The organism is Azospirillum soli (assembly GCF_017876165.1).
GTDB classification, from domain to species: Bacteria; Pseudomonadota; Alphaproteobacteria; order Azospirillales; family Azospirillaceae; genus Azospirillum; species Azospirillum soli.
Window position 1 is genome coordinate 243210 of sequence record NZ_JAGINQ010000008.1, and the last position, 16162, is coordinate 259371.

Here is a 16162-nt window from a genome sequence, read left to right on the forward strand (position 1 = left end):
TTCGGAGGTTTTCGAATCTGCACAACGGGGTTTTGGGGCGGATTGACGTTTGGTGTCAGGGGGATGCTGGGGTTTGTAGGTAGGCGTATGTTGTGCAGTGGGTGCACAACGATGCGTGGGCGAATGATTGTCGGAGTGTTGCCCCCACCCTTCCCACGGCTTTGCCGTGGGCCCCTTCCCTCCCCCGCTGCGCAAGGGAGGGAGTTTGGGCGAAGCGGCGGAGTTCCCTCCCCTGCGCAGCGGGGAAGGGTTAGGGTGGGGGCCCGTGTTATCCGGGATAATAGGCGGCAACGGACGGTCCAACCGGCCTTCATCATCCGGCGGCAGAGTCCAGGAGGGGGCGAGCAGGGCGTTGTGCCGGCGGAGTTTGGCGCGGGCCTCGCGGACCAGCGATACGTATTCCCAGTAGGTGCGGTAGCGGAAATCGGTGTGCTCCTGCCAGGCGCCCCAGATGGTGGTGCGGTGCATGCCGACCTTCTGTCCGGCTTCGGTCGGTGAGTAGCCGGCGGCGATCAGGCGGGCAACGCGGGCCCAGACCTCGTCCGGGTAGGGCGAGCGGGGGACGAGGCGGCCTTCCTCACAGGTGATCGGCGGTGGGCCGTCCCGCGCGTCGGGGCCTTCGGTGGGGGCGCGGCCGTCCTGGGCGTAGCGGAGGACGCAACTGTCCAGGCATTTGGGGTCGGAGCGGTTCCAGGCCGCCACTAGGGTTGGGTGGGAGAAGCCGAGTGCCGCCAAGCCCTGCGTGCGGTCGCGGGGGATGCAGGTCTTGCCTCGGCGGAACCCCAGCGCGACGGTGATGGTCCGTCCTCCCGGAAGCAATAAAGGACTTTGATCCTATATATGCGCGTGGTGCACGTCAAGGATGGGGAAGGGCGTTGGGGTACCCTTCCCAGTGAGCGTGTCGAGGCTTTGTTGGGTTTTGGCTTATTGGGTTTTTTGGCGCGGATCGTCGCTCGGGTTCACGTATGTCAGGCCCCAGGGGCCGTTCGTGGCGATCTGAACCACGGTTTCCTCGTCGATGTAGGCGAAGTGGGGCGCGCCGGGCGCAAGGGCGAAGAAGCTGCCCGCCGGCAGGGGTTGTGTCTTGTTCTTATCCATTTGGCCGCCCATGCCGAGCTTGAACGTGCCCGAGATTACCGTGACAAGTTCGTCGACGGGATGCGTGTGCGCGGGAAGATGCTGGTTGGCCGGTATCTTCAGCCGCATGACGAAGGGCCCCGCCTTGGCCGGGTCGCCATACAGCACGGCGAGTTGCACTCCCTTCGGTAGGACCGGCGGAGCGGCAGACCAAGTCAACTCCGTTGGCGTCACCATTTTGTGAGTGTCCGACGGTGTGGCCGTTTGAGCGACGGCGGCGGGTGCCGTTCCAGCCAGAACCAGAATGCTCGTTGCGATCATTGCAAACTTCATGAGGCACCTCCCTGAGTCCTGGGAGCCTTTCGCCGGTGGTGAAATCCACCGGGGAAGTGATTTTACTCCCAGGACGCAGGGGTGGCGTGAACTCAATAGCCGGTGCGTGCCGCCTCTAATCGGTGTCGAGTCTTGGCGAATGTTTGCTTTCTTTGGCGGGGCGCCGGGTGGTCGCTATGCCAACAACGCTTGCGCGTGGTGGCGCAGGTGGTCGTCAATGAAGCTGGCGATGAAGAAATAGCTGTGGTCGTAGCCGGGCTGCATGCGCAGCGTCAGCGGGTGGTTGGCCGCCGAGGCCGCCTGTTGCAGGGCTTCGGGCTTCAGCTGGGTTTGCAGGAAGCTGTCGGCGTCGCCCTGGTCTATCAGGATGGGGAGACGTTCCTGCGCCTGATCTTTTGGGGTGCGGGCGATCAGGGCGCAGCTGTCCCATTCCAGCCATTGCGCCCAGTCCTGGCCGAAGAAGCGGCCGAAGGCTTTCTCACCCCAGGGGACGGCGGCCGGGTTGACGATGGGCGCGAAGGCGGAGACGGAACGGTAGCGCCCCGGATTGCGCAGCGCGCAGACCAGCGCGCCGTGGCCGCCCATGGAATGGCCGGACACGGAGCGGAGGTCGGAGACGGGGAGTTCCGCCTCCACGAGCGCCGGCAACTCATTCACGACGTAGTCGTGCATGCGGTAGTGGGTGGCCCAGGGCTCCTGCGTGGCGTTGACGTAGAAGCCGGCGCCGTGGCCGAAGTCCCAGGCGCCGTCCGGGTCGCCGGGCACGTCGGGGCCGCGCGGGCTGGTGTCCGGCGCGACGATGGCGATGCCCAGCTCCGCCGCCGTCCGCATGGCGCCGGCCTTCTGCATGAAGTTCTCGTCCGTGCAGGTCAGGCCGGACAGCCAGTAGAGGACGGGGACGCGCCCCGTCTCCGCCTGCGGGGGCAGGAAGGCGGCGAACACCATGTCGCAGCCGAGCACCGAGGAACGGTGCCGGAAGCGCTTGTGCCAGCCGCCGAAGGATTTGTTGGCTGAAAGTTGCTCCATGCCGGCCTCACTGGTTGTAGAGGATGACGGAGCGGATGCTCTTGCCCTCGTGCATCAGGTCGAAGGCGTGGTTGATGTCCTCCAGGCCCATGGTGTGGGTGATGAAGGTGTCCAGTTCGAACTCGCCCTTCAGGTAGCGCTCGACGTAATCCGGCAGCTCGGAACGGCCGCGCACGCCGCCGAAGGCCGACCCGCGCCAGACGCGGCCGGTGACCAGCTGGAACGGACGGGTGCTGATCTCCTCGCCGGCACCGGCGACGCCGATGATGACCGACTCGCCCCAGCCCTTGTGGCAGCATTCCAGCGCGGCGCGCATGACCTGCACGTTGCCGATGCATTCGAAGCTGTAGTCCACGCCGCCGTCGGTCATCTCGACCAGAACCTCCTGGATCGGGCGGTCGTAGTCCTTGGGGTTGATGACGTCGGTGGCGCCCAGCTGTTTGGCGATCTCGAACTTGTCGGGGTTGATGTCGATGCCGATGATGCGCGAGGCCTTGGCCATCACCGCGCCGATGATCGCCGACAGGCCGATGCCGCCCAGCCCGAAGATGGCGACGGTGGCGCCGGGCTCCACCTTGGCGGTGTTCATCACGGCGCCCATGCCGGTGGTGACGCCGCAGCCGAGCAGGCAGACCTTCTCCAGCGGGGCGGCCTTGTTGATCTTCGCCACCGCGATCTCCGGCAGGACCGTGTATTCGGAGAAGGTGGAGGTGCCCATGTAGTGGAAGACCTGCTGGCCGCGCGCGGTGAAGCGCGTGGTGCCGTCGGGCATCAGGCCCTTGCCCTGGGTGGCGCGGATCGCCTGGCACAGGTTGGTCTTGCCGGACAAGCAGAATTTGCACTTGCCGCATTCCGGCGTGTAGAGCGGGATCACGTGGTCGCCGACCTGCACCGAGGTGACGCCCGGCCCGACCTCCTCCACGATGCCGGCGCCCTCGTGGCCGAGGATGGACGGGAACACGCCCTCCGAATCCTTGCCGGACAGGGTGTAGGCGTCGGTGTGGCAGACGCCGGTGGCGACGATGCGGACCAGCACCTCGCCCTGCTTGGGCGCGGCGACCTCGACCTCTTCGATGTCCAGCGGGCGGTTGGCCGCCCAGGCGACGGCGGCGCGCGACTTGATCATAACCCTCTCCAGGTTCTTTTGAATCGTGGATTCTTTTTGAATCGTTCCGGGGAGATTTGCACAACAGGCGCCGGCCTGGAAAGGGGGCGTGTCAGCGGCGGGGGGCTTCGGCGCCCAGCGCCTTCATCAGCGAATTCCAGTCGCGCTGGAACTGCGTCAGGAAATCCACGTCGGCCGGACGGGCGGGGGCGGACGCGGTGGAGAGGTTGCTGCGCGGGGGAGGGGCCTTCGCCGTCCGCGTGGACTTGGCCTTGGAGGCGGTGCGTTTCGGGGGCGTGGGCTTGGCGGTGGGGATCGGCGCCGCCTTTGCCGTGATGACGGGCGGGCTGCCGGCCTTGGAGTTGCGGGAGAAGGCGTCCTGGCAGAGCCCCCGGTCGCGCGCCTGGTCCAGCTTGTCGCCGTCGAGCAGCCAGCAATCGACGCTGGCCGCCCGCGCCGTGGGGGCCATCGTCAGAGCCGTCGTCAGAAGCGTCGCCGTAAGAATTGCCAGGGCACTGAACCCGGCCCGCCAAGCCATTTCCCGCCGCCTCATCCGCCGTTGGTCCTCGTTACAGGGATACAACGCGAGGAGGGCGGAACTCTTCAACGCGAAGCGGGAGTAGAGGCGGATCCGTGGGGGTGCCCCGGTTGGCGAGGCGGTTTCCGCTTTCTGCCTGCCACGGCACGGGACACGATCCGGGCCCGCTTTCGACATATCGCGTCCGTTGCGCGGCACAGGGGTCCATGGCGGCGGTTCTTCACCAGGAATGCGGGGCCAGTCCGACGGCTTCCACGGGCCTTGAAGCGATTGCCCGCAGGAGCGGATCCCCAAACTCCAGGACTGGGGACGTCCATTCGGCGCTCCCTGCCGGACTGTTTCCGCATCGGCACTGGCCCGGCCCCTCCCCGCTGCCGGGCGTCTTGGCGGCAGCCGTGCCCTTCCCCTGCACGGCTGCCGCATTTCCGTGCCATTTTGCGTTCCCAGGTGTTCATCCGATGAAATAAGGCGGATCCCATACCGCCAAGATGCAAGCGGCGGAGGTCCCACATGGGTCATCATGGACGCTATGGGCTCAATCCGGTGCGCGCGGGGGGCGTGTTCGGACAGGCCGGTCTTGCGGGTGCCGCGCCTCGGCTGCTCGTGGTGGACGATCACGCGCTGGTCCGGCACGGGCTGGCGCTGGCCATCAGGGTGCGCTTTCCGGCCGCCACCGTGTTCGAGGCGGGCTCGCTGGCCGAGGCGGTGCGGCGGGTCCAGTCCGTCGGCAACCTATCGGCGGTGCTGTTCGACCTTCAGCTTGGCGATTCCAACGGGCTGCCGGGCGTCCAGACGATGCTGCGCATCCTCGACGGGGTGCCGCTGCTGGTCATCTCCGGCTCGCCCGACGCCAGCCTGATCACGGCGTGCATCCAGGCCGGCGCCCGTGGCTTCCTGCCCAAGGGGGCGGAGGCCGAGGTGCTGGACCACGCGCTGCCCATCGTGCTCGGCGGCGGCATCTACGCCCCGCTGCCTCGTCCCGGCGCGGGGCCGGCGCAAGCGGCGGCACCCGTGGCGCAGACCCCGCCTTTGGTGCCCGGCGCCATGGAGGGGCTGACCGAGCGCCAGCGCGACGTGCTGAAGCTGCTGCTCGACGGGCAGTCGAACAAGGAGATCGCCCGTTCGCTCGGCGTGCTGGAAGGCACGGTGAAGGTGCACCTGCGCAGCATCATGCAGCGGTTGGGCGTGCGCAACCGCACGCAACTGGCCCTGCTGGCCGCGAAGTCCGGTTTGACGATGTGAAGGGGGACGGTCCGAAGTCCGGTTGAGGCCGGCGCGGTCGTCCCGATATGATGGCGTCCCTTTCAGCCGCGTGGCCGCCATGTCCAGCAAAGAACCCAGCGCCAAGGAACCCGTTGAACCCGAGTTCGAGGCGCTGATCCGCTACATCCAGGAAAGCCGCGGCCTCGACTTCCGCGGCTACAAGCGCACCAGCCTGCAACGCCGCATCCGGCGGCGCATGGAGGAGGTCGGCTGCGAGGACTTCGCCACCTATCACGGCCTGCTGGAGGCGGACCCGCAGGAGTTCATCCATCTGCTGAACACCGTGCTGATCAACGTCACCTCCTTCTTCCGCGACGCCGAGGCCTGGGAGGTGCTGAAGAAGGACGTGGTGCCGCGCATCCTGGCGCGGCGGGCCGACCGGGGGCCCATCCGCATCTGGAGCGCCGGCTGCGCGTCGGGGGAGGAGCCCTATTCGCTGGCCATGCTGTTCGCCGAGGCGATGGGCAAGGATGGCTTCTGCGCACGGGTGAAGATCTACGCCACCGACCTGGACGAAGTGGCGCTGAACACCGCCCGCCACGCCATGTACGCCCCGCGCGACGTCGAGAGCGTGCCGACGGGGCTTCTGGAGAAGTATTTCGAGCGGACCAACAACCACTACGTCTTCCAGCGCGAACTGCGCAAATGCGTGATCTTCGGGCGCCACAACATCGTGAATGACGCGCCGATCTCGCGCATCGACCTGCTGGTCTGCCGCAACCTGCTGATCTATCTGGAAAGCGAAACCCAGAACATCGTCCTGCCGCGCCTGCATTACGCCCTGGTCAACGACGGCGTCCTGTTCCTCGGCAAGGCGGAAACGCAGCTGGCGCGCTCCAAGATGTTCGAGCCGGTGGATCTGAAGAGCCGCATCTTCCGCAAGGTGCCGCAGGAATGGCGGCGCAGCCTGGGCGGCAGCCTGACCATGGCGCCGGAGCCCAACAACCACCGGCCGAGCTTTCAGACGCGCCTGATGGAAGGCATCGTGGACAGCAGCACCACCGCCTACCTGTCGGTCAACAGCGAGGGGCAGCTGGTCTTCGCCAACGCCATGGCGCGGCGGCTGCTGGACGTCGGCGAGGTGGATATCGGCCGCCCGTTCCAGGACCTGTCGATCTCCTACCGCCCGACCGAGCTGCGCTCGCGCATCGAGGAGGTGCAGAAGACCGGGCGCATGGTGCGCATCGACCATCAGGAGTTCACCCGCCCGCCGGGCGAGACGATGCGCCTGACCATCGAGATCTCGCTGCTCTATGGGCGCGACGGCAAGCCCTTCGCCACGCTGCTGTCCTTCACCGACACCGGCCGCAACTTCCTGCTGCAACAGGAGCTGGAGGCCGCGCAGGAGAGCCTGGAGACCACCATCGAGGAGCTGCAAAGCTCCAACGAGGAGCTGGAGACGACCAACGAGGAGCTGCAAAGCACCAACGAAGAGCTTGAGACGACCAACGAGGAACTCCAGTCCACCAACGAGGAGCTGGAGACCATGAACGAGGAGCTGCGTTCCGCGAACGAGGAGCTGGAGGTCGCCAACGAGGAGCTGCGCCGCCAGGGCGAGGAATCCGGCGAGTTCCGCCGCTATTCGGAATCGGTGCTGCGCAGCATGGACGTGGGCATCATCGTCCTGGACCAGGATCTGTGCGTTCGTTCGTGGAACCGCTGGGGCGAGAACATGTGGGGCCTGCGCGCCGAGGAGGCGCAGGGTGAGTCCTTCCTCGGCCTCGACATCGGCCTGCCGGTGCAGCGGCTGCGCGCCGATCTGGAGCGCATCCTGGAAAAGGAGACGCCGCAGCAGCCCGTCACCCTGAACGCCGTGGACCAGCGCGGCCGGGGGGTGACCTGCCGCGTCCGGCTGTCGCCCCTGCTCTACGAGGTGCGGGAGACGCGCGGGGTCGTCCTCATCATCGAGGACATCACGGAGCAGAGCCGCACCGAAGCCTTCGCCGGCTATCTCGGGCGCGTCATCGGCGAGTCGCTGAACGAGGTGTATTTCCTGGACGCGGCCAGCTTCCGGTTCCTGCTGGTCAACCGGGGGGCGGAAACCAAACTGGGCTACACGCTGGACCAGCTGAAGCAGATGGCCGTGTTCGACCTGATGCCGGAGGTGTCGGCGGAGCGGTTCCAGCGCCTCGTCGCCCCCCTCCTGTCGGGCGACAAGATGGAGGTGGTCTTCGAGACGGTGATGGAGGGCAGCCACCGGGGCCGCTACCCGGTCGAGGTCTGCCTTCAGCACTTCGGCGAGGAGCAACCGCCGATCCTCGTCGCCATCGTCCACGACACCACCGAACGCCAGCAGCTGGGCATGGCCGGCGACCAGGAGGCGCCGGCGGGGGAGTAGGCGGCTCCTACGCCCCGGCCGGCTGCTCGCCGTCGTCGGGAGTGGCGGAGGGGCGGATCCATTCCTCGCCGAGGAAGCGGATCAGCACGTCAGCCCGCTCCCGCGCCTCGCGGCCGGCGTCCTCCCAACGCTTGGCGGACAGCGCCTGACCCTTGCGCAACGCCGCCTCGGCGAGGCGGTAGCACAGGCCCGCGCGTTCGTTCAGGGCCCGCAGCGCCACTTCGAACGCCTGCTCCACCACATGGAACTGCGCCTCCTCCATGCTGTCGGCCCCGAAGCGGTGGCCGATGTGGCAGGTGAAATAGGGCAGGGAGTCCGCGCCGGTTTCCTTGACCGACCCACCGCACTCCGGACAGGTCAGGGTGATCGGCCGGTTCAGAGTGTACTCACCTTCCATGCGTGCTTCCTCCTTGGATGCCGCATCCGGAACCGCCGCAGCGACAAGCCGGGCGAGCAGCTTGCCCATGGCGGCGGCTGGCAGACAATGATCGACGGTGACGTTGCCGAGCGCGCTGCGCGGCATGCCGGCGTGCCGCGCGTCCTCCGGGTCCTGCACCACGGTGGTGCCGCCCCGGCGCTTGATCTCGCCAAGGCCGGCGGTGCCGTCGCTGAGTGCGCCGGACAGCACCACGCCGACGACGTTCGATCCATAAGCCTGCGCGGCTGAACGGAACAGGGGATCGGCGGCCGGCCGGGTGCTGTTCTCGTGCGGGCCGCGCGTCAGGCGCAGGTGACGGGTCAGGTCCACCACCAGGTGATGGCCGGGCGGCGCCACGTAGATGCGGCCGCACTGGACCGGTTCCCCATCGGTGGCGTGGCTGGCCGGCAGCGGGCCGGCCTTGGCGAGGATTTGGGGAGCGGTGCTGCGGCGGTCTCCGACGTGCAGGACGACGCACACCGCCGCCGGCAGGTCGCGCGGCAGACCCTGGACCAGCGCTTCCAGCGCCTCCACCCCGCCGGCTGACGCGCCGACCACGATCAGGGCATGGCATTCCATGAGCGTCTTCCTTTTCACCTTTCTCCGAGTGAAATGGGAGAAAGGATATCAATCCGCTTCCCGCGGGATGGCCAGCGGCAGCACGGGCGCGCCGCTCGCCAAGGCTCCCCCCTGCCTGGACAGGACATCCCGCAGCAGCCCGACAGTCCGTTCGGCCTCACCGGCGGCCTCGGTCCAGTTCGCCTCGACGCCGGCATGCCCGTGGTCGCGTGCTTTTTCGGCCAGCCGCCGGAACATGATGACACGGTCCTCGTGGGTGCGCAGGGCAACCCAGATGGCGTGCTCAACCGCTTCACGGTGGGAGTCGGCCAGGGTCCCAGGGCTGTAGGCGTGGCCGACCTTGCAGCGAAAGCGCAGAAGCGGCCCGTCCTCGATCTCCATCAGGTTGCCGCCGCACTCCGGGCAGCTCAGCGTGCTCGGCCGCCCCACGGCGCCGGTGTCCTCCGGCACGGTGTTGAACTCCTTCTCGGGAATGCTCGCCTCGATCAGGACGTCCCGGGGGATCGGCACCGCCGGCCCGGCCGGCTCGTTCAGAAGGCGGGCGAGCAGCGCCGGCATGTCGGACAGCGGCACGCAAGCGTCCATCGGGGCGTCCACCGAAGCGTGCTCCAAGGCGTGGCGCGGCATGTCCGGCCATTCGGCGTCAGCCGGGTCCTGCACCATCGCGACGCCGCCGCACCGCTTCACGGCGCGCAGTCCGGCGGCCCCGTCGTCCAGCGTGCCGGTGAGGATCGCCCCGACCGCGCGCGGCCCATAGGCCACCGCCACCGACCGGAAGAGGGGATCGATGGCCGGGCGGCAGCGGTTCTCCCGCGCGCCCCGGCGCACCAGCGTGCGGCCGTCCTTGACCAGCAGGTGGTGGTCGGGCGGGGCGACGTGGATCCAGCCCGGCCGCACCGGCTGACCGTCCTGCGGATGGAAGGCCGGCAGCCAGCCGGCGCGCGTCAGCAAGGCCGGCAGCACGCTTTGGCTGCGGCCGACGTGCTGGACGACGAAGACCGTGGCCGAAACATCGCGCGGCATCGCCGAGAACAGCTTCTGAAGGGCGGTGACGCCGCCGGCCGAGGCACCGATCGCCAGAATGTTCCGCTTTTCCATACAGGCTAAACAACAGAGCGGCGGCGAAGGAATTTCGGCTTTCGGTCTACGACCTTTCACTAGGCGCGCTGTTGAGCGGGTTGTGCGATTGTGTGCGCACGTCCGAAATGGCGAGGGGGAGCCGTGGGGTATTCCGTATCGAGCCGGGAGGATGACGGCGAAACCGATCCGGACCACGAGGGGCTGCGACGGCGCGTCGCCGAGCTGGACGGGAGCCTGGAACAGGCGCTGGTCGCCGCCGAGGACGCGCAGGAGGAGGCGCGCCTGCTGGTCGCGGACCGGATCCGGCTGGAAGAGGAGCTGGAGGCGCACCGGCGGGAGATCGCCGACCTGCACAGCCGCCTTGCCTTGTCCGAGACCCGCCGGGCCGAGCTGATCGACGCCCTCGCGCGCAGCGACCGGAGCCTGCGGACCGTCCGCCAGGACGAGGTCGAGCTGTCCGAGGAACTGTTGACCTCCTACGAGGAGCTTCAGGTGCTCACGGAGGAGCTGGAACGGGCCAACACCGATCTGGAACAGCGCGTCGAGGAACGCACCGCCCAACTGGCCGAGAGCGAGGCCCGCTACCGGACCCTGTTCGAGGCCATGGACGAAGGTTTCCTTCTTGCCGAGGTGATCTTCGAGGGTGACGGCGGCGATGGGCGGCCGGTCGATATCCTGTACCTGGACATGAACCCCGCCGCGCGGCGGATGGTCGGGGAAGACTACACCGGGCGGCGGCTGCGCGAGATCGATCCGTCCTTCGAGCCCTACTGGTATGAGGTGTTCGGCCGTGCCGCCCGCGACGGTGTGGCCACGCGCACGGAGCTGTACGCCGCGCCGTTGCGGACATGGTTCAACTTCTACGTCTTCAAGGTCGGCGCCCCCGACGAGCGGCGCGTCGCCGTGATGTTCCAGGACGTCACCGAGAGGAAGCTGGCCGACGAGCGGCTGAGGCGCGCGAAGGACGAGGCGGAGGCCGCGAACCGCACCAAGAGCCGGTTTCTCGCCGCCGCCAGCCACGACCTGCGCCAGCCGATCCAGGCGGCGGCCCTGTACGCCCATGTGCTGCGCGCGAGCGTCGGCGCGGACCCCGCCGCGCAGGAATCGCTCGACCTGCTGAAGGCCTCCATCGCCAGCCTGAACGGCATGCTGAGCGGGCTGCTCGACCTGTCGCGCCTGGAGGCCGGCGCCGTCGAGGTGACGGTCTGCGATTTCAGGCCCGACGAACTGATGCTGCGTCTCGCCGCCGAATTCCGCGGGGTGGCCGAGATGGAGGGAATCGACCTGCGCTGCCGGCCGTGCCACGCGCCCGTCGCCACGGATCCGCATTTGCTGGAGCGCGTGCTGCGCAATCTGCTGTCCAACGCCATCGCGCACGGCCGGGGCGGCGATGGGAACGGGGGCGGGAATGGGGGCGGGAATGGAGGTGGCGGTGGCGGGCGGGTGCTGTTCGGTTGCCGGCACCGGGCGGGTGGGGTGGAGTTCCAGGTGTGGGACAACGGCCCCGGCATTCCGGAGGACGCCCGCGAGGCGATTTTCGAGGAGTTCCGCCAGCTGAAGAACCCGGAGCGCAACGCCGCGCGGGGGTTCGGCCTGGGGCTGTCCATCGTGGCGCGGATCGCCCAGCTGCTGGGGCTGGAGGTGAGCGTGCGCTCCAAGGTCGGGCACGGCTCGGTCTTTTCCGTGACGGTGCCGCGCGCCCGTGGCCCGGCGGCGATCCGGCTGGAAACGCCGGTCGCGGACACCGGCGTGGCGGCGTGGCTGAAGGGGCGCACCGTGCTGCTGGTGGAGGACGACGAGCCGGTCCGCCGGGGGCTGACCATGATGCTGAAAGGCTGGGGCGTGCGGGTCGTCGCGGTTTCCTCGACGGAGGAATTGGCCGCGACGCTGCCGCACCTGCGCCGGCGGCCGCATGTGGTGCTGACCGACTACCGCCTGCCGGGCGGCAGCACCGGACAGTCCGTGGTGGAGCTGGTGCGACGCCGCTGGGACGTGCCGGGCGTCATCATCACCGGCGACACGGCGCCGGAACGGCTGCGGGAGGCCATGTCGCTCGGCTGCCGCCTGCTGCACAAGCCCGTCCAGCCCACCGATCTGGCGGAGGCGCTGGGCGCGGCGATGCGGTCCTGAACGGCATCTTCACGTCGGTTACGGCATCGGGGGCTGTGGCATCTGGGGGTGCGGCATCGCGGGCAGCGATAGAGTGACCCTGGTGCCGCCCTTCCGGCCGATGGTCATGTCGGCCCGCAGGCCCAGGGCGATGGAGGACACGATCTCCAGGCCCAATCCACCGCAGCTGCCGCCGCCAGTGCCGCCACCGGTACCGCCGCCGATGTCGTTGTGGCGCGGTTTCATTCCCCGGCCGTCGTCGGCCACGGTCAGCGTCAGGCGCCCGTTCTCCTCGCGGTGGAACTGGACCCACACGGTGCCGGGCGTGTCGATGCTGAAGGCGTGCCACAGCGCGTTGGTCACCAGCTCGTTCACCGCCGTCGCGAGGGGAAGGGCGGCATCGGCCGGGACCCAGATCGGTTCGGCCTCCACGAGCAGGGTGCGGCGGCGATGGTCCACCCCGAAACTCGTCGCCAGATTGGTGCAGACCTCCTGCAGATAGCTGTCGAACCGCACCGCCTCGGAATTTCCCTTGTCGTACAGCAGCGCGTGCACCCGCCCGATGGCGTGGATGCGTCCGATCGCCAGCTGAAGCGCTTGGCGGGTCTCCGCGCTGGCTTTCCGGCCCTGCAGGCTGAGCAGGCTGGTGGCCATCTGGAGGCTGTTTCTGACCCGGTGGTCCACCTCCTTGACCAGAAGTTCCTTGCGGCGCAGCAGTGCGTCCCGTTCGACCAGCGTGCGCTCCAGCGCCTCCGTGCGCTCCCGCACGCGGCGCTCCAGCTCCTGATTGAGCTGGCGCAGCTCTTCGTTCGCCTTTTCCAGCTCCTCGGCCGTGACCTGGAGTTCCTCCACGGTGACCTGGAGTTCTTCGGCCAGAATGGCATTTTCGGTTTCGGTCTGGGATGGCGCTGTTTGCCCGGCGCTCTGCTCCTCCTGGACCGGATCGGCCATGCGCTGCTTGAGGAGATGCGCCATTCCGCCGGCGCTGCGTCTCAGGTGTCTGTTGTCGGCCTGAAGGCGCGCCACCTGTTCGGCCAAGCGCTCGACCTCGGCTTGAGCGTCTTCCAAGGCCACGGCGAGCTGTTCGCGTTCCTGCTCGCATATGGCCAGTTGCCGCCGAAGCTCTTCCACCTCGTCGGTGCGTTCGCCGATGGATCCCATGGCACTCTCTTCGCCAACTGCCGTTCTCTCGCTCTCATCAGAGAAAACGGGCTAGGGGCCGGAGTGTCACGGGCGCGCCGGGAGGTGCCGGAAGATCACGTCAGATGCGGGCTCTTCAGGTAGTCCTCGGACTGCATCTCCATGAGGCGGGACACGGTGCGCTCGAACTCGAAGGCGTGGGTGCCTTCGGGGTAGAGGCGCTCCGGCGGGCCGTCGGCGGCGACGACGACGTTGACCTTGTGCTCGTACAGCGCGTCGATCAGCGTCATGAAGCGCTTGGCCTCGTTGCGCAGCTCGTCCTTCATGGTGGGCACGTCGTCGATCAGCACCGTGTGGAAGTGCGTCGCGATGGCGAGGTAGTCGGCGGCGCCGAAGGGCTTGCCGCAGAGGTCCCAGAAATCGACGCAGGCAACGCCCTTGGCCGCACGCTCGATGTCCACGCGGCGGCCCTGGACGAGCAGGTGCGTGGATTGGCAGGCGGCGCCGTCGGTCAGGTCGGCGAAGGTCTGCTTGATCCTGGCGTCGGAGTCGGGGCCGAGCGGCCAGAAATAGACCGGCTTGCCGTGCAGGCGGTCGAGGCGGTAGTCGGTCGGGCCTTCCAGCGACAGGACGTCCAGCTTTTCCTTCAGCAGCGCGATGAAGGGCAGGAACAGCTCGCGCTGGAGGCCGTCCTTGTAGAGCATGTCCGGCGGCCAGTTGGAGGTCGCCACCACCACCACGCCCAGATCGAACAGGTTGGTGAACAGCCGGCCCAGGATCATCGCGTCCACGACGTTGGTGACGTGGAACTCGTCGAAGCAGAGAAGCCACGCCTCGTCGGCCAAGGCGCGGGCCAGTTCGGGCAGGGAGTCGTCCGCCTCCTTGCCTTTGGCCTTGCCGGACTGGCGGTGCTGGTGGATGCGCTCGTGCACCTCCAGCATGAATTCGTGGAAATGGACGCGGCGCTTCTTATCGACCGGGGCGGTGTCGAAGAACAGGTCCATCAGCATGGACTTGCCGCGCCCCACGCCGCCGTAGAGGTAGAGCCCCTGCGGCGCCTCCACCGGTTCCGGACGGCTGCGGCCGAGGCCGAAACGCTCCAGCCAGCCGGTCTTGCCGCCGCTGGACGCCGGCTGCGGGCGGTAGCCCTTCAGCGCATTGTACAGGCTCTGGAACTTCTCGGCGGCCAGTTCCTGGTCGGGGTCCGGCCGCAGCGTGCCGGTGCCGCGCCGGGCGCGATAGAGCGAAAGCGGTCCGTCTGACATGGGATCGAGCGGGTCTTGGCTGGAGAAGACCTTTTCCTAACGGATGCGGGCGGGGAGGGCAACGTCCGGCGTACCCCCGGCGCGTTAGTGATAATTTTAAGAATATCCGATATAAATGCTGGAAACCGCCGGGAGAGCGTCATGGATACCGCGACCGACCGCATGGCCAAGCTGCGCGAACTCAGCCAGCACATCGGGAAAGCCGACTTCCTGCAGGTGGCCGAGCGCGTCGCCCGCGAGGTCAAGGCACCGATGGCGGAGCCGGCCCCTGTTTCGCAGCGGATGACCGGCGCGCCGCGCCGTCCGGCGACGCTGCCCCGGAAGAAAGCTTAAGCGGTCACCACGCGGTTGCGGCCCTGGCGCTTGGCCTCGTAAAGCGCGGCGTCGGCCTTGCGGACGGTGTGCTCGTAGTCCGGATGGCCGTCGTGCAGCGCGGCGCCGATGGAGGCGGTGACGCGCAGGTTGTCCCCGGCGCGGACGAAGGAGTGCTCGGCCACCAGCTGCCGCATGCGTTCGGCCTTCACGCGCATCGACGCCTCGTCCATCTCGGTCAGCAAGACCAGGAACTCCTCCCCGCCGTAGCGGAACACGAAGTCGCCGGCCCGCACGTTGGCGTGCAGAAGCTCCGCCATGTCGGACAGCACGGCGTCGCCGGCCTGATGGCCCAGCGTGTCGTTGATCGTCTTGAAATGGTCGGCGTCGATCAGGAGCACGGCGAAAGGCTTGCCGTGGCGCAGGGAGATGTTCACCTCGCGCTGGAAGATCGACGGCATGAAGCGGCGCGTCAGAAGGCGGGTCAGCGGGTCGCGGCCACCTTCGATCTCCATCGCCTTTTCGATCACCGCGCCCAGCAGATAGGCGATGTCGGTGACGTCGCTGTTCAGCTCCTTCACGAAGGCCGGGGTGACCCAGCCAGCCTCGGCGGCGGCGTCCACCTTGACGCTGATGCGCTCCGTCCGTTCGCGGATGCCGTCCAGCTCCGCCACCTTGCCGAAGGTCAGCTCCGCCTTGTGGTTCAGCCACAGGCCGAAATCGGAGGCGCCGATGGCCGGCGGGTCGGGGCGGTTGTTCTCCTCGTGGGCGTAGAAGGCCACCACCGCGTTGCGCAGCCAGTCGAACAGCGAGGACTTCAGCCGCTCCCCCTCGATGGCGAGGTTCTGGCCGGTCATGAACATCTTCAGCGACTGCTGCTGGCGCACGTTGCCGAGCAGGTCGCCCAGATAGGCCTCGTGCATGTTGTCCAGCACGGTGTCCAGCACCTCGCCGACGAAGAGGATCGCGGCGGCGGTCTGGGCGCGGCTGAGGTCGGAATCGACCAGACGGGCCGACAGCTCCTTCTTGATGATGCGCATGCCGGCGTTGACCAGAGTCAGCGGGATGTTGATGCGCGCGTGGATCAGGCCGACCTGGTAATTCTGCTCTAGCACCGCCGCGATCCGCTCGGCGGAGTCGGCCTCGAACAGGGAGCGGATCCAGCGCGCCAGCGAGGGACGCAGCCGTTCCTGCACCAGCGCGTGGCTGAGGAAGACGTTGCTGTCCGGGCGGTCGAGCAGGACGTCATAGAAGGCCTTCGAGATCGCGTCGGCATCGGCGCGGGCAATGGCCGTCACCCGCCGCAGGACCAGGGGATCGGTGTCGGCCCACAGCGACGACAGCGTTTCGGCAAGGATCGCGGCCTTGCGGTCTTTCTGGCTGTCCATCGACCTGTCTCCCGACCCTGGTGCGGTAATCTTCGCTGCGTTGATGTTCGTATGTGGGCTTTGTACCGCCAAAGACCCTTCTTTCGAAAGGGATATTCCCGCGCATGGCAGGGGCGATGCATGCCCGCATATGTAGTTTGCGACGAAATGTATCAATAAGGTTAAACGTACGTTATGGAATTCGCGTAAGA

Annotated in this window: 13 protein-coding genes; 4 read left to right on the forward strand and 9 right to left on the reverse strand. The window is 67.8% G+C overall.

The genetic code is table 11. The features are described 5' to 3' along the window. Positions 1–924 precede the first annotated feature (924 nt). From J2852_RS15285 to J2852_RS15300, 4 genes are all read right to left on the reverse strand, one after another. Entirely contained in the window at positions 925–1410 is a 486-nt protein-coding gene (locus tag J2852_RS15285; RefSeq protein ID WP_209876931.1) for a cupin domain-containing protein, read from the reverse strand. A gap of 174 nt (positions 1411–1584) precedes the next feature. Then, positions 1585–2436, reverse strand: coding sequence for an S-formylglutathione hydrolase (fghA, locus tag J2852_RS15290; protein WP_209876933.1), 852 nt, complete (start codon positions 2434–2436; stop codon positions 1585–1587). Between the two features lie 7 nt (positions 2437–2443). Further along, entirely contained in the window at positions 2444–3559 is a 1116-nt protein-coding gene (locus J2852_RS15295; RefSeq protein ID WP_209877011.1) for an S-(hydroxymethyl)glutathione dehydrogenase/class III alcohol dehydrogenase, read from the reverse strand. A 94-nt stretch (positions 3560–3653) separates the two neighbouring features. Further along, entirely contained in the window at positions 3654–4079 is a 426-nt protein-coding gene (locus tag J2852_RS15300; RefSeq protein WP_209876935.1) for a hypothetical protein, read from the reverse strand. Between the two features lie 510 nt (positions 4080–4589). Here J2852_RS15300 and J2852_RS15305 point away from each other — a divergent pair. Continuing rightward, on the forward strand, positions 4590–5321 hold the full coding sequence (locus tag J2852_RS15305) for a response regulator transcription factor (protein WP_209876937.1): 732 nt from the start codon (positions 4590–4592) through the stop codon (positions 5319–5321). Positions 5322–5400: 79 nt separating this feature from the next. Next, positions 5401–7680 carry a CheR family methyltransferase gene (locus J2852_RS15310; protein ID WP_209876939.1) on the forward strand — a complete coding sequence of 760 codons (2280 nt, stop codon included), beginning with the start codon at positions 5401–5403 and terminating at the stop codon, positions 7678–7680. Between the two features lie 7 nt (positions 7681–7687). Here the strand turns inward: J2852_RS15310 and J2852_RS15315 are convergent, their stop codons facing one another. Together J2852_RS15315 and J2852_RS15320 are read right to left on the reverse strand one after the other, a co-directional pair. Beyond that, a complete protein-coding gene (locus J2852_RS15315) occupies positions 7688–8677 on the reverse strand; it encodes a chemotaxis protein CheB (protein WP_209876941.1) in 990 nt (329 codons plus the stop codon). A 48-nt stretch (positions 8678–8725) separates the two neighbouring features. Then, the gene (locus tag J2852_RS15320) at positions 8726–9775 is read right to left on the reverse strand and encodes a chemotaxis protein CheB (RefSeq protein WP_209876943.1); all 1050 of its coding nucleotides are present in this window, start codon (positions 9773–9775) and stop codon (positions 8726–8728) included. Positions 9776–9898: 123 nt separating this feature from the next. Here J2852_RS15320 and J2852_RS15325 point away from each other — a divergent pair, with 123 nt between their 5' ends. Further along, positions 9899–11887 carry an ATP-binding response regulator gene (locus J2852_RS15325; RefSeq protein WP_209876945.1) on the forward strand — a complete coding sequence of 663 codons (1989 nt, stop codon included), beginning with the start codon at positions 9899–9901 and terminating at the stop codon, positions 11885–11887. Between the two features lie 18 nt (positions 11888–11905). Here J2852_RS15325 and J2852_RS15330 read toward each other — a convergent pair whose 3' ends face one another. Continuing rightward, complete coding sequence (locus tag J2852_RS15330; protein WP_209876947.1) at positions 11906–13027, reverse strand: sensor histidine kinase; 1122 nt, start codon at positions 13025–13027, stop codon at positions 11906–11908. A gap of 95 nt (positions 13028–13122) precedes the next feature. Further along, positions 13123–14271, reverse strand: a complete 1149-nt coding sequence (gene zapE / locus J2852_RS15335; protein WP_209876949.1) for a cell division protein ZapE — start codon at positions 14269–14271, stop codon at positions 13123–13125. Between the two features lie 141 nt (positions 14272–14412). On the opposite strand from zapE, the gene J2852_RS15340 reads away from it, so the two are divergent. Beyond that, positions 14413–14604, forward strand: a complete 192-nt coding sequence (locus J2852_RS15340) for a hypothetical protein (protein WP_209876950.1) — start codon at positions 14413–14415, stop codon at positions 14602–14604. On the opposite strand, the gene J2852_RS15345 is transcribed toward J2852_RS15340, so the two are convergent. Then, positions 14601–15971 (reverse strand): diguanylate cyclase, encoded by a 1371-nt coding sequence (locus J2852_RS15345; RefSeq protein WP_209876952.1) that lies wholly within the window; start codon positions 15969–15971, stop codon positions 14601–14603. The genes J2852_RS15340 and J2852_RS15345 overlap by 4 nt on opposite strands. Positions 15972–16162 lie beyond the last annotated feature (191 nt).

What these genes read in the sequence shown, in the direction of transcription:
- J2852_RS15285 (WP_209876931.1), bottom strand. Translation starts at nt 1,410, where the DNA reads ATGAAGTTTGCAATGATCGCAACGAGCATTCTGGTTCTGGCTGGAACG.
- fghA (WP_209876933.1), bottom strand. Translation starts at nt 2,436, where the DNA reads ATGGAGCAACTTTCAGCCAACAAATCCTTCGGCGGCTGGCACAAGCGC.
- J2852_RS15300 (WP_209876935.1), bottom strand. Translation starts at nt 4,079, where the DNA reads ATGGCTTGGCGGGCCGGGTTCAGTGCCCTGGCAATTCTTACGGCGACG.
- J2852_RS15305 (WP_209876937.1), top strand. Translation starts at nt 4,590, where the DNA reads ATGGGTCATCATGGACGCTATGGGCTCAATCCGGTGCGCGCGGGGGGC.
- J2852_RS15310 (WP_209876939.1), top strand. Translation starts at nt 5,401, where the DNA reads ATGTCCAGCAAAGAACCCAGCGCCAAGGAACCCGTTGAACCCGAGTTC.
- J2852_RS15315 (WP_209876941.1), bottom strand. Translation starts at nt 8,677, where the DNA reads ATGGAATGCCATGCCCTGATCGTGGTCGGCGCGTCAGCCGGCGGGGTG.
- J2852_RS15320 (WP_209876943.1), bottom strand. Translation starts at nt 9,775, where the DNA reads ATGGAAAAGCGGAACATTCTGGCGATCGGTGCCTCGGCCGGCGGCGTC.
- J2852_RS15330 (WP_209876947.1), bottom strand. Translation starts at nt 13,027, where the DNA reads ATGGGATCCATCGGCGAACGCACCGACGAGGTGGAAGAGCTTCGGCGG.
- zapE (WP_209876949.1), bottom strand. Translation starts at nt 14,271, where the DNA reads ATGTCAGACGGACCGCTTTCGCTCTATCGCGCCCGGCGCGGCACCGGC.
- J2852_RS15340 (WP_209876950.1), top strand. Translation starts at nt 14,413, where the DNA reads ATGGATACCGCGACCGACCGCATGGCCAAGCTGCGCGAACTCAGCCAG.
- J2852_RS15345 (WP_209876952.1), bottom strand. Translation starts at nt 15,971, where the DNA reads ATGGACAGCCAGAAAGACCGCAAGGCCGCGATCCTTGCCGAAACGCTG.